The sequence below is a fragment of the Streptomyces sp. NPDC126499 genome, assembly GCF_040302485.1.
Classification (GTDB): domain Bacteria; phylum Actinomycetota; class Actinomycetes; order Streptomycetales; family Streptomycetaceae; genus Streptomyces.
In genome coordinates, this window is sequence record NZ_JBEOUO010000028.1 from 41,808 (window position 1) to 53,912 (window position 12,105).

The window sequence follows — 12,105 nt, forward strand, 5'->3', positions numbered from 1 at the left end:
CGACGGGGGCAGTCGCTCACCCAGGAAGGCGTTCCCCACCGTGGAAAGCGTGATCGTCGCCATCGACGGCCCCTCCGGCACGGGCAAGTCGAGCACCTCGAAGGCGGTTGCCGCCAAGCTGGGCCTGAGCTATCTCGACACCGGGGCCCAGTACCGGGCCATCACCTGGTGGATGATCAGCAACGGCGTCGACGTCCACGACGCCGACGCGATCGCCAACGCCGCCGGCAAGCCCGTCATCGTCTCCGGCACCGACCCGGCCAAGCCCACCATCACCGTCGACGGGGTGGACGCCGCCGGACCCATCCGCACCGAGGAGGTCACCTCCAAGGTCAGCGCCGTCAGCGCCGTCCCCGAGGTGCGCACCCTGATCACCGAGCTCCAGCGCTCCATCGCCAAGGGCGCCGAGGGCGGCATCGTCGTCGAGGGCCGGGACATCGGCACCACCGTCCTGCCCGACGCCGACCTCAAGATCTTCCTCACCGCCTCGCCCGAGGCCCGCGCCGCCCGCCGCTCCGGCGAGCTCAAGGGCGCCGACGTGCACGCCACCAAGCAGGCCCTGATCAAGCGGGACGCGGCCGACTCCAGCCGTAAGACCTCCCCGCTCGCCAAGGCCGACGACGCCGTCGAGGTGGACACCACCGACCTCACCCTCGACCAGGTCATCGAGTGCGTGGTGACCCTGGTGGAGGAGAAGCGGGGCCAGAAGCGGGCGGCCGCCCTGTGACCCAGCCCTCCCAGAAGGGCGCCGCCGTCGGCCGGGGCATCGGCATCGGGCTGATGTACGGCCTGTGGAAGCCGCGCGTCCTCGGCGCCTGGCGGGTGCCGGCCTCCGGCCCCGTCATCCTCGCCGTCAACCACGCGCACAACATCGACGGCCCCATGCTCATGGGCACCGCCCCGCGGCCCGTGCACTTCCTCGTCAAGAAGGAAGCGTTCGTCGGCCCGCTCGGCGGCTTCCTCACCGGCATCGGGCAGCTCAAGGTCGACCGCGACAGCACCGACCGCACGGCGATATCCAACGCCCTCGCGGTCCTGGACCACGGCGGCGTCCTCGGGATCTTCCCGGAGGGCACCCGCGGCGAGGGCGACTTCGCCTCCCTGCGGGCCGGTCTCGCCTACTTCGCGGTCCGCAGCGGCGCGCCGATCGTCCCCGTCGCCGTACTGGGAAGTTCCGAGCGGCCCGGACGGTTGATCAAGGCGCTGCCCCCGCTGCGCAGCCGCGTCGACATCGTCTTCGGCGATCCCTTCGACGCGGGCGACGGCAGCGGCCGGCGCACCCGCAAGGCACTGGACGAGGCGACCTTCCGCATCCAGGAACGGCTCACCGATCACCTCGAAAACGCCAGGCGTCTCACCGGGCGCTGAGCGACACTCTCAGTAGTGGGCCCGGTGACGGGACCCACCGACCACGAATGATCAAGGAACGGACTTCATGAACGACCAGCACGACCACGGGGCACTTGGCGACGCCGAGTACGCGGAGTTCATGGAGCTCGCCGCGGAAGAGGGCTTCGACATCGAGGACGTCGAAGGCGCGATCGAGGAGGCCGGGCACGGCCCGCTCCCCGTCCTCGCCGTCGTCGGCCGTCCCAATGTCGGCAAGTCGACCCTGGTGAACCGGATCATCGGCCGCCGCGAGGCCGTCGTCGAGGACCGGCCGGGCGTCACCCGTGACCGCGTCACCTACGAGGCGGAGTGGGCCGGCCGCCGCTTCAAGGTCGTCGACACCGGCGGCTGGGAGCAGGACGTCCTCGGCATCGACGCCTCCGTCGCCGCCCAGGCCGAGTACGCCATCGAAGCCGCCGACGCCTGCCTCTTCGTCGTGGACGCGACCGTCGGCGCCACCGACACCGACGAGGCCGTCGTCAAGCTGCTGCGCCGGGCCGGCAAGCCGGTCGTCCTCGCCGCCAACAAGGTCGACGGCCCCTCCGGCGAGGCCGACGCCGCCACGCTGTGGTCCCTCGGCCTCGGCGAGCCGTTCCCCGTCTCCTCCCTGCACGGCCGCGGCACCGGCGACCTCCTCGACGAGGTCCTCAAGGCGCTGCCCGACGCCCCCGAGCAGCGCTTCGGCAACGCCGTCGGCGGCCCGCGCCGCATCGCCCTCATCGGCCGCCCGAACGTCGGCAAGTCCTCCCTCCTCAACAAGGTCGCCGGCGAGGAGCGGGTCGTCGTCAACGAGCTGGCCGGCACCACCCGCGACCCGGTCGACGAGCTGATCGAGCTGGGCGGCAAGACCTGGAAGTTCGTCGACACCGCGGGCATCCGCAAGAAGGTCCACCTCCAGGAGGGCGCGGACTACTACGCCTCCCTGCGGACCGCGGCCGCCGTCGAGAAGGCGGAGGTGGCCGTCATCCTCATCGACACCACCGACCACATCTCGGTCCAGGACCAGCGCATCATCACGATGGCGGTCGAGTCCGGCCGCGCCATCGTCATCGCCTACAACAAGTGGGACGAGCTCGACCAGGAGCGCCGCTACTACCTGGAGCGCGAGATCGAGACCGAGATGCAGCAGGTCTCCTGGGCGCCGCGGGTCAACGTCTCCGCCAAGACCGGCCGCCACATGGAGAAGCTGGTCCCGGCCATCGAGACGGCCCTCGCCGGCTGGGAGACCCGCGTCCCCACCGGCCGGCTCAACGCCTTCCTCGGCGAGCTCGTGGCCGCCCACCCGCACCCGATCCGCGGCGGCAAGCAGCCCCGCATCCTCTTCGGCACGCAGGCGGGCACCAAGCCGCCGCGGTTCGTGCTCTTCGCCTCCGGCTTCCTGGAGGCCGGCTACCGCCGCTTCGTCGAGCGCCGGCTGCGCGAGGAGTTCGGTTTCGAGGGCACCCCGATCCACATCTCGGTGCGGGTGCGCGAAAAGCGCGGCAAGAAGAAGTGACCGAGTGACGGAGTCACGGAGTCACCGAGTCACGTGACGAACGGCTGAGGGCCGGGGCGATGAGCCCCGGCCCTCAGCCGTATGCGGGTCCCTGTGCGGGTCCGTGTCCGCGTCCGTATGCGGGTCCCTACGGGGGTCCGTGTCCGCGTCCGTACGCGCGTTCGCGTCCGCTGCGCCGCTACACGCCGCTCCGTGGGCCCGGCGGGAGCGCGTACGCCGACCAGCCCGCATGCTGCCGGTGCCCGGTCGCCGCCCCCGTGCCGAAGGCCCGGAAGCTCAGCTCCTCCTCGCCGCTGCGGTCACCCGGCAGCGTACGGAAGGTCCGGCGGTACTCGGAGTACAGGGCGTCGTAGATCGGCGTCGACGATCGGCCCGCCGGAAGGTCCTGCGCCGGACGCATGGACGGGATCGGACTCGGATACTGCTCGCGGAAGGGGTCGTATGGGTGCACGTATCTGCCAACGACCCCGGCGTCCGTGAGATGCGGGCGGCCCTCGGAAAGAGGAGCCCGCCGGGGCCGGGGGACCGTCGGCACCCCCGGGACGCGGGCCGGCCCTATGCCCGGTCGCGCGTCCTCCATCACGTACCGGCCAGCGGCATCGCGGCGGCCACCAGGCGCCCGTTGGCCGCGGCCTTCTCCAGGGCGTCGCGCAGCAGGTCCTCGCGCGGCTGCTGGCCGATCGAGCCGACCGGGGCGGCGAAGACCAGCACCGTGTGCGACTTGTTGGCCGCGGCCCGCCAGCCCTCGGTCACCTGGAGCGGCTGGTGCGCCTGCCACCAGGCGGCCTGCCCCACGCCGCCCGCGCCGGGCTGGAGGACGGAGTGCAGCTGGCCCATGGCGACCAGGACCGACCAGCCGGGCAGCGGGGCCGGCTTGACGTTGACGTCGGCGACCGGCTGGAAGCCCTGCTCGACCAGGAGCGGCAGGAACTCGTCGGTCAGACCGTCCGAGCCGGGGCGGGCGACCGGCGCGGTCGGCTCCACCACGAGCGCCGGGTGCAGCTCGCCCTCGATCAGGACCAGGCCGCTGGTGACGCCGAGGACCGCCTGCCGGGGGTGCGCGGCGGACAGGGAGTCGGCGGCGTCGGCGGCGGTGATGGAGGCGACGGCCCCCTGGAGCTGCTCCTCGGCGACCCGGACGACCTGGGACGGGATGCAGCTGGCGTGGGCGAAGGCGAGGACGGCGGTCTCCTCGCCGACGAACAGCACCGTGCTGGTGCGCTCCTGCTCGGAGTCGCCGGGCGTGCGGCAGGAGGTGCAGTCGTAGCTGCCCGGGGCGTTGTCGCCGGCGAGCAGCCGGTCGGCTTCTTCGTCGCCGATCTCGGCGCGTACGTCCTCGCTGACGTCGAGCATGCGCGGCACGGGGGACTCCCTGGACTCTTCGCGTGCGACGACGGGCGGATCCCGGTCGTCTCATGCCGAGTTCAACGGGGAACGAACGGCCGGGGTCACGCGCGGAGCGGCGCCAAGTTGGGCCGGGGACCCGCCCGGCGCCGGTGACTCCGACCGGGTGGCATGTGAACGCTGTTCCGCGCGGCACGGCGCCGGCGGCGGGAACGGCTGCCTAGCCTGCCCCGATGTCGAAGATCCGATATGCGACGGCCGCCGCCGTCCTGGCGGCGTCGCTGCTGTCCCCGGCAGCGGTCGCCGAGGCGTCGGGCCCCGCCACCGCTCCCACGCCCGTCGAGGCGTGCGTGAAGGACCAGTGGCCGTGGGGTTGCGTCGCCGAGTGCGAGAGCGGCGGCGACTGGCACGCCAACACCGGCAACGGCTTCTACGGCGGGCTGCAGTTCTGGCAGCCCACCTGGGAGGAGTTCGGCGGGCTCCGCCACGCCCGCCGCGCCGACCTGGCGACCCGGGCGCAGCAGATCACGGTCGCCGAGGACGTGCTGCGGGTTCAGGGCTGGGAGGCGTGGCCGGTGTGCTCGCGGCGGTACGGCCTGAGCGGGCGCGCCCATGTCGTCCAGGCCGGCGACACGCTCAGCTCGATCGCCCGGCGCTTCAAGATCCAGGGTGGCTGGCAGGCGCTGTACGAGGCGAACCGGGCGGCGATCGGGCCGGACCCGAACCGGCTGATGATCGGCACGATGCTGAGGCTCACGTTCCCGAAGCGGTGATCTCGCGGCCCCCCGCGAGGGAGCCGCGGCGCAGCTCGTACACGACCGAGCCGGGCGGCAGGCCGTCCGGGACGCGCTGCTCGGCCAGGACCACGGCGGCCGAGCGGGGCGGTCGGGCGAGGGCGGCGAGCAGCCCGTACGTACGGGAGGCCACGGCCGGCGCCATGCCGAGGGACGGCTCGTCGACCAGGACCACGCGCGCGCGTGCGGGGGAGACGGGGGAAAGCGGGGAGAGCAGGGCGCGGGTCAGGGCGAGCATCCGGCGCTCGCCACCGGAGAGGGTCCCGGCGCGGTGGCCGAGCAGGGACGCGAGCTCCGGGTAGGCGGCGAGGGCCTCGTCCCGGCGACCGGGCGCCGACAGGTCCAGGTTCTCGGCGACGGTGAGGGTCGCGTACACGGCCCGCAGGTCCGGTACGAAGCACAGGCCGCGGCGGGCCCGTTCGTGGGCGGGCAGCCGGGTGACGTCCGTACCGCGCCACTCCACCCGCCCGGCGGCGAGCGGCACCGTCCCGGCGAGGGCGCGCAGGGCGGTGGTGCGGCCGGCGCCGTTGCGGCCGAGCAGGACCGTGACGGTGGCGGCGGGCAGGAGCAGGTCGAGGCCGTGCAGGGCCTCCAGCGGGCCGTAGCGGACCCGGGCGCGGCGCAGGGCGATCTCGACGGTCATGACACGATCCGGCCGCCTTCCATGGTGTGGACGGTACGGGCGATGCCGGCGACGAGGTCCGGGTCGTGCTCGACCACGAGCACGGCGAGGCCGTCGGCGGCGAGGGCGGCGAGGACCCGGGCGAGGGCGGCGGTCTCGTCAGCGTCGAGGCCCGCGGCGGGCTCGTCGAGCAGCAGGGTGTGCGGGTCGCCCGCGAGCGCCCGGGCGAGCTCGACCCTGCGGAGCGTCCCGGTCGGCAGACCGGCGGCCGCCCGGTGCCGCACGCCGCCGCCGAGACCGGCGAGCCGCAGCGCCCGCTCGACCGCCGGGTCCTCCCCGGTCCCGGGCCGGGCGCCGACACGGACGTTCTCCTCGACGCTGAGCGACGGGAACACGGCGAGCTGCTGGAACGTCCGGCCGATCCCGAGCCGGTGCCGGACGTGCGCGGGCCGCCGGGTGATGTCCACCCCGTCGAGCAGCACCCGCCCGGCGGTGGGCCGCACCGTCCCGGCGAGACAGTCGAACAACGTGCTCTTCCCCGCCCCGTTCGGCCCGACGACCGCGGTCACGCCACCCGGCCGCAGCACGAGGTCGACCCGGTCGAGAGCGGTGAGCCCCCCGGGATAGGTGAGCCGGAGCCCTTGCGCGACGAGCCGCGCACCGCCGGGCGGGTCCAGCCGCGCCCGCGCCGCGGGCGGGCCGCCCACCGCCCCGGCCCCCGGCGGCCGGGGGCGCGCCCGGCCTTCGGCCGCCGAGGCGGGAGTCCCCGCCCGCACCACCGGTGCGGAGGAGACGTCGTCCCCCGGTCCCGCCGTGGACGGCGGGCCGTCGGCTGGCCCGGCCCCCGCGGCAGACCCGCCCCCGCCCCCACGCCACGGCCGCCGGCCCGCAGACCCGCCCCCACGCCACGGCCGCCGGCCCGCAGACCCGCCCCCGCCCCACCGCCGCCGGCCAGCAGACCCGCCCCCGCCCCACCGCCGCCGGCCGCCACGCTCACCCCCGCCACCCGCCCCCGCACCGCCCCCCGGCAGCAGGGCCGTCAGCAGCGGCGGCACGCGCCCCGTGAAGGTGGCCAGGAGGCCGATCACGGCGGCGGCCACGCCCGCGTGGGTGCCGGCGTCGAGGGCGATGAGGAGGGTGGCGGCGAGGAGGGGGGTGAGGAGGGTGTCGGCGCCGAGGGCCAGGACGGCGGCGAACCAGAGGAGGCCGCGGACCGGGTCGAAGGCGTCGGGGTCGAAGGCGCGGACGCCCATGCCGAGGAGGCCGCCGCCCAGGGCCGCCAGGGACGCGCCCAGGACGAAGGCGAGGAGCTTGAGGCCGGCCACGCGGACCCCCGCGGCCTCCGCGCCCCGCTCGTGGTCGCGCAGCGCGGCCAGCGCACGGCCCGTGCGGCCCCGGCGCAGGGCGCCGACCAGGAGCAGGCAGCAGGTGAGGACGAGCAGTTCGAGCAGGTAGTAGCGGCGGTCCGGTTCGAAGCCGGCCGGGCGCTCCAGGGTCACGCCCGCCGTCGCGTACGGCTGCGCGAAGACGAAGCGGCTCACCGCCACCCCCACCGCGAGCGTCGCCAGGGCCAGCGCGAGTCCGTGCCGGCGGATCGCGGGCCAGCCGGTCAGCAGGCCCAGCGGCGCCACGCACAGCACCGCCACCGCGAGCGCCACCAGTTCCGGGAGGCCGGCCCCCGCGAGCAGGCCCGTGAAGAGCGCGCCGAGCCCCGCGTACGCCGCCTGCCCCAGCGCGATCTGGCCGCCCCGCCCCGAGACCACCACCAACGACAGCAGGACCACCGCGAGCGCCGGCACCTGCACCGCCGTCGAAAGGTCCTCGCCCGCGAAGCCCAGGGGCAGCGCGAAGAGCACCGCCACCACCGGCCACACGCCCGCCGGCACCCGCGGCGCGACGCTCGGCGGCGGCAGCGCGTCCCCGTCGCCGACCCCCGGCAGCACCAGGGCCGCCACGAGCAGCGCCACCACGAAGAGGTTCGCCGCGACCGCCTGCAGCAGCTCGCCCGACCATCCCTCCGGGTGCAGCCGGGTCAGCTGCGCCTGTGTCACGCCCAGCGCGAGCGCGGTCAGGACCGCCACCGGCAGGCTCCGCATCCGGGCCACCACCGCGACCACGATCACCTCGACCACGAGGAGCGGCATCCCGTACGGGTCGAGCCGTACGTACGGCGCGAGCAGTACACCTGTCAGGCCCGCCGTGACCGCGCCGAACGCCCAGCCCGCCGCCGCCACCCGGTCCGCGGGGATGCCGGAGAGGACGGCCAGCGGACGGTTGTCCACCACCGCCCGCAGCTCGCGTCCGAACCGCGTCCACCGGGTCACCGCCCCCACCAGGCAGGCCAGTGCCACCACCGCCGCGAGCTGCGCCCACGGGTCGTCGCCGAGCACCACGGGCGCGTCGTCGCGCGCCCCGCCGCCCCAGGCCAGCGCCGCCGCGCCGACGAGCAGCACGAAGACGCCGATCGAGGCCACCAGCGTCTGGGCCGGCCCCGCCCCGGCGCGGGCCAGCGGCCGGAACACCGCCCGGTCGAGGGCCAGGCCGACGGCCGGTGCGACGACGAGCAGGGTGACGGCGGCCCCGAGCGGCAGCGGCCAGCCCCACTCCACCACGAGCTGCCGCAGCACGTACGCGCAGAGCATGGCGATCGCGCCGTGCGCGAGGTTGAGGACGCCGGTCGCCCGGTAGGTGACGATCAGTCCGATGCCGGTGAGCGCCGCCGCGCTGCCGACGGCGAGGCCGGCGAGGACCAGGTCGTAGGTCAGCGAGGCCACGGCTCACACACCGGGCAGGGGGCGAGTTCGGCGTCGCCCGCCGGCCTCGCCTCCGGGCGTCCGGCCACCAGCGGGCAGTCCGGCCGGTGCGCGAGCGTCCCGCCGGGGACCCGGAGCACCGGCCCCTCCGAGGAGGGCACGGTCGGCTCTTCCGGCGCGTCCCGTCCTTCGTCCGGCCGTGCCGACGACGGCGGTACGGGCCCGAGGACGGCCGCCGCGCACAGCACCGCGCCCGCCACCACCAGCGCCGCCCCCGGCACGGTGCACGAGGCCAGATAGGGCAGTTGCCGTTCCGCGAACCGCTCGCCCGAGATCCCGTACCAGCCCAGTACGCACAGCACCGCGCCCGCGGCGGCCGCGGCGAGCCCTCCCCACAGCAGGATCCGGGGTGTCGACGGCACGGCGCCTCCCTGGGCCTCCAGACCACCATCCGGTCTTTATGTCATCTTCATTCGCTTTCTTGCACTATGCCCCGAACCGGCACACCCTGGAATCATCAGGCCGCCCGGCCTGCACGGACATCCGGTGGTGAGCCAGATGGTTCTGAAGAGACGTGCCGCCGCGCTCGCGGCAGCCGCGGTACTGGTCCTGACACCGACCCTCGCGAGCTGCGGGGACGACAACGGCGGCAACGGAGGCAGGACGGAGCCCCCTTCGACGACCCTGCCCACCATGGCGGCCCAGCCCGTGGACCCGGCGGCGGCCAAGGCGGAGATCACCAAGAACTGGACGGCCTTCTTCGATCCGAAGACGCCGAACGCCGAGCGGATCAGGCTCCTGGAGAACGGCGCGCGGATGGCCCCGGTCCTCGCCGCCTTCGCCGGTGACAAGAACGCCGCCGCGAGCTCCGCGAAGGTCAAGGGGATCGAGTTCACCTCGCCCTCGGACGCCAACGTCACCTACGACCTGCTCGTCGGCGGCAAGCCCGCCCTGCCCGACGCCAAGGGCACCTCCGTCCTGCAGGACGACACCTGGAAGGTCTCCGTGCGGACCCTCTGCGGCCTCGTCCAGCTCAGCGGTGCGACACAGGTCCCGGGCTGCTGACGCGGCCGGGGCACTGCTCCTGACCGCCGTCCTCGCCGTCCTGGCCCTGCTCGCGACCGGCTGCGGCAGCCGGCTCCCGGAGCGCGCCTTCGAGACGCGGCCCACCGTCACCCCCTCCGGCGGTGAGCCGCTCCGCGTCGGCATCATCACCAGCGCCACCAGCCCCGTCGGCGGAGCGGCCCTCACCGGCCCGCGCGACGGAGCCCGCGCCTACTTCGACGCGCTCAACGCCCGCGGCGGCCTCGACGGCCGCCGCGTCGAGGTCGTCACCTGCGACGACGGCGGCAGCGGCGTCGGCAACAACGCCTGCGTGCACCGTCTGGTCGACGAGCGCAAGGTCTTCGCCCTGGTCGCCACCACCGCCCTCGACTACGCGGGCGCCCCGCGCGTCGCCCGGGCCGGCGTCCCCGACGTCGGCGGACAGCCGCTGACCCCGGCCTACGACACGTACCCCCATCTCTACGGGATCTACGGCAGCTCCGCCCCGCGCACCGGGCACGCACCCGGCTGGAACGGCGTGCTCTACGGCGGCACCGAGGTCTACCGCTGGTTCCGGGAGCACCTCGGCGCCCGCACCGCCGCCGTCGTCTCGTACAACCAGGCCGCCTCCGCCGCGTACGCCCGCCTTGTCGCCCAGGGGCTGCGGGCCGAGGGCTACCGGGTGGTGGAGGAGCAGGTCGACTTCGCGCTGCCCAACTTCCGCGCGGTGGCGGCCGACCTGCGGGCGCGGAAGGCCGACCTCCTCTTCGACGCGATGGACACCCACGGCAACGCCCGGCTGTGCGAAGCGATGGAGACGTCGGGCGTGCGGGTCGCCGCCAAGGTGACCAACGTGCAGAACTGGTCCTCGTCCGTGCCGCGCGACTACGCGCGCTCGCCCGGCTGCCGGGCCGCCCTCTTCGCGACCGGAGCCAGCCGGAACCACGAGGACACCGGGCACCCGGCGGTACGGGAGTTCCGGGCGGCGATGGGCGACCGGCCGCTGTCCCAGTGGCAGCTGGAGGGCTGGGCGGCGGCCATGTGGTTCACCGACGCGGCCCGGTCCTGCGGCGACCGGCTCACCCGGGCCTGCGTCGAGGCGTACCTCGGCCGGCCGGAGCCGTACACCGCGCGCGGACTGCTGCTGCCCGTCCGCTTCGAGCACCTGGCCGAGCCGCCGACGACCCGCTTCACCTGCCTGTCCGTGGCCCGCTGGCAGGACGGCCGGGGCTGGGTCTCGCAGGGCGAGATGACGCGGAACTGCGCCACCGTGCCGCAACTGGGATACCGGCCGTGAACGACCCCGCCCAGGCGGGCAGTACAGTCGCCCCGACCACGCAACTCACCGGGGGGAACCGGAACGGCCCATGCGCATCTCCTTCCTGCTCCACAACGGCTACCACATCGGCGGCACCATCCGGACGACCTTCACGCTCGCCGCCGAGCTGGCGGAACGTCACGAGGTCGAGATCGTCTCGGTCTTCCGCCACCGCGACGAGCCGATCCTCGGCGTCCCCGCCGGAGTGACCCTGCGCCACCTCGTCGACATCCGGAAGAACAGCCCCGGTTACGACGGGGAGCACCCCGACTTCCACCGCCCGGCCCGGGTCTTTCCGCGCGGCGACGGCCGCTGGAAGCAGTACAGCGCCCTCACCGACGCCCGCATCGGGGCGTACTTGGCGTCGGTCGAGGCGGACGTCGTGGTCGCCACCCGCCCCGGTCTCAACGTGCAGCTCGCCCGGCAGGCACCGCGCGGACCGGTCCTCGTCGGCCAGGAGCATCTGATCCTCGACGGGCACAGCTACCGGCTGCGCCGCGACATCGCCCACGAGTACGCGCTCCTGGACGCCGTCACCACCGTCACCGAGGCCGACGCCCGCGCGTACCGGAAGCTCGCCCTGCCCGGGGTGCGGATCGACGCCGTGCCCAACAGCGTGCCCGCGCCCGGCGTGCCGCCCGCCGACCCCGCCTCCAAGATCGTCGTCGCGGCCGGCCGGCTCACCCCGGTCAAGCGGTACGACCTGCTGATCGACGCCTTCGCCGACGTGGCCGCCGCCCGCCCCGACTGGAAGCTGCGGATCTACGGCACCGGCGACGCCTCCGACAACCTGAGGAAGACGCTCGCCCGGCAGATCGAGCGGCAGGGCCTCGGCGAGCACGTCTTCCTCATGGGGACCGCCCACCCCATGGAGCCGGAGTGGGCGAAGGGCTCGCTGGCGGCCGTCACCTCCCGGCGCGAGTCCTTCGGGATGACCATCGTCGAGGCGATGCGCTGCGGGCTGCCGGTGGTCTCCACCGACTGCCCGTACGGCCCCGCCGAGATCATCGAGGACGGTGTCGACGGCCGGCTCGTCCCGGTCGACGACACGGCGGCGGTCGCCGCCGCCCTGCTCGCCCTCATCAACGACGACGAGGCCCGGGCCCGCGCCGCCAAGGCGGCCCTCGCCGCCTCCGAGCGCTTCGACCCGGTCCGGATCGCCGCCCGCCACGAGGCGATCTGGACCGAGCTCGCCGCCCGGGGCACCGCGCGCTCCCGCAGCCACCCGCCCGCCCGCGCCGCCCTCCACCGCACCGTCGGCACGGTCGTCGACGCGGTCTACTCGGCGAAGGCGCGCGCCGGAGCCCTGGTCCGCCGCTTCCGCTGACGCCTCGGGGCCGATCGAG

General features: G+C 74.9%; 12 protein-coding genes. 7 read left to right on the forward strand and 5 right to left on the reverse strand.

Translation table 11 applies throughout. From position 1 onward, the window contains the following. Positions 1-49 precede the first annotated feature (49 nt). The 3 genes from cmk (at position 50) to der (ending at position 2,884) form a co-directional block, all read left to right on the forward strand. Positions 50-727 (forward strand): (d)CMP kinase, encoded by a 678-nt coding sequence (gene cmk / locus ABTZ91_RS29950; protein ID WP_407078060.1) that lies wholly within the window; start codon positions 50-52, stop codon positions 725-727. A 53-nt stretch (positions 728-780) separates the two neighbouring features. Continuing rightward, positions 781-1,368 (forward strand): lysophospholipid acyltransferase family protein, encoded by a 588-nt coding sequence (locus tag ABTZ91_RS29955; RefSeq protein ID WP_352080402.1) that lies wholly within the window; start codon positions 781-783, stop codon positions 1,366-1,368. A 67-nt stretch (positions 1,369-1,435) separates the two neighbouring features. Beyond that, positions 1,436-2,884: a ribosome biogenesis GTPase Der gene (gene der, locus ABTZ91_RS29960; protein WP_352080348.1), complete on the forward strand. Its 1,449-nt coding sequence runs from the start codon at positions 1,436-1,438 to the stop codon at positions 2,882-2,884. A gap of 178 nt (positions 2,885-3,062) precedes the next feature. On the opposite strand, the gene ABTZ91_RS29965 is transcribed toward der, so the two are convergent. Together ABTZ91_RS29965 and ABTZ91_RS29970 are read right to left on the reverse strand one after the other, a co-directional pair. Further along, complete coding sequence (locus ABTZ91_RS29965) at positions 3,063-3,284, reverse strand: hypothetical protein (protein ID WP_352080349.1); 222 nt, start codon at positions 3,282-3,284, stop codon at positions 3,063-3,065. A gap of 179 nt (positions 3,285-3,463) precedes the next feature. After that, the gene (locus tag ABTZ91_RS29970; protein WP_352080350.1) at positions 3,464-4,246 is read right to left on the reverse strand and encodes a hypothetical protein; all 783 of its coding nucleotides are present in this window, start codon (positions 4,244-4,246) and stop codon (positions 3,464-3,466) included. 215 nt (positions 4,247-4,461) lie between these two features. On the opposite strand from ABTZ91_RS29970, the gene ABTZ91_RS29975 reads away from it, so the two are divergent. Continuing rightward, entirely contained in the window at positions 4,462-5,001 is a 540-nt protein-coding gene (locus ABTZ91_RS29975) for a transglycosylase family protein (protein ID WP_352080351.1), read from the forward strand. Here the strand turns inward: ABTZ91_RS29975 and ABTZ91_RS29980 are convergent. Genes ABTZ91_RS29980 through ABTZ91_RS29990 form a run of 3 tightly spaced genes read right to left on the reverse strand, consistent with a single transcriptional unit; the run spans position 4,982 to position 8,819 of the window. Continuing rightward, entirely contained in the window at positions 4,982-5,665 is a 684-nt protein-coding gene (locus ABTZ91_RS29980; protein ID WP_352080352.1) for an ATP-binding cassette domain-containing protein, read from the reverse strand. The genes ABTZ91_RS29975 and ABTZ91_RS29980 overlap by 20 nt on opposite strands. Next, positions 5,662-8,418 (reverse strand): ABC transporter permease subunit, encoded by a 2,757-nt coding sequence (locus ABTZ91_RS29985; protein WP_352080353.1) that lies wholly within the window; start codon positions 8,416-8,418, stop codon positions 5,662-5,664. The genes ABTZ91_RS29980 and ABTZ91_RS29985 overlap by 4 nt, the downstream gene beginning before the upstream one ends. Further along, positions 8,406-8,819 carry a hypothetical protein gene (locus ABTZ91_RS29990; protein WP_352080354.1) on the reverse strand — a complete coding sequence of 138 codons (414 nt, stop codon included), beginning with the start codon at positions 8,817-8,819 and terminating at the stop codon, positions 8,406-8,408. The genes ABTZ91_RS29985 and ABTZ91_RS29990 overlap by 13 nt, the downstream gene beginning before the upstream one ends. Positions 8,820-8,955: 136 nt before the next feature. Here ABTZ91_RS29990 and ABTZ91_RS29995 point away from each other — a divergent pair, with 136 nt between their 5' ends. From ABTZ91_RS29995 to ABTZ91_RS30005, 3 genes are all read left to right on the forward strand, one after another. Beyond that, the gene (locus ABTZ91_RS29995; protein WP_352080355.1) at positions 8,956-9,462 is read left to right on the forward strand and encodes a hypothetical protein; all 507 of its coding nucleotides are present in this window, start codon (positions 8,956-8,958) and stop codon (positions 9,460-9,462) included. Beyond that, positions 9,437-10,738: an ABC transporter substrate-binding protein gene (locus tag ABTZ91_RS30000; protein ID WP_352080356.1), complete on the forward strand. Its 1,302-nt coding sequence runs from the start codon at positions 9,437-9,439 to the stop codon at positions 10,736-10,738. The genes ABTZ91_RS29995 and ABTZ91_RS30000 overlap by 26 nt, the downstream gene beginning before the upstream one ends. Positions 10,739-10,808: 70 nt before the next feature. Then, positions 10,809-12,086 (forward strand): glycosyltransferase, encoded by a 1,278-nt coding sequence (locus ABTZ91_RS30005; protein ID WP_352080357.1) that lies wholly within the window; start codon positions 10,809-10,811, stop codon positions 12,084-12,086. The last annotated feature ends 19 nt before the right edge of the window (positions 12,087-12,105 follow it).

Coding starts and splice junctions, on each gene's coding strand:
- ABTZ91_RS29955 (WP_352080402.1), top strand. CDS start 781: ATGTACGGCCTGTGGAAGCCGCGCGTCCTCGGCGCCTGGCGGGTGCCG.
- der (WP_352080348.1), top strand. CDS start 1,436: ATGAACGACCAGCACGACCACGGGGCACTTGGCGACGCCGAGTACGCG.
- ABTZ91_RS29965 (WP_352080349.1), bottom strand. CDS start 3,284: ATGCGTCCGGCGCAGGACCTTCCGGCGGGCCGATCGTCGACGCCGATC.
- ABTZ91_RS29975 (WP_352080351.1), top strand. CDS start 4,462: ATGTCGAAGATCCGATATGCGACGGCCGCCGCCGTCCTGGCGGCGTCG.
- ABTZ91_RS29980 (WP_352080352.1), bottom strand. CDS start 5,665: ATGACCGTCGAGATCGCCCTGCGCCGCGCCCGGGTCCGCTACGGCCCG.
- ABTZ91_RS29995 (WP_352080355.1), top strand. CDS start 8,956: ATGGTTCTGAAGAGACGTGCCGCCGCGCTCGCGGCAGCCGCGGTACTG.
- ABTZ91_RS30005 (WP_352080357.1), top strand. CDS start 10,809: ATGCGCATCTCCTTCCTGCTCCACAACGGCTACCACATCGGCGGCACC.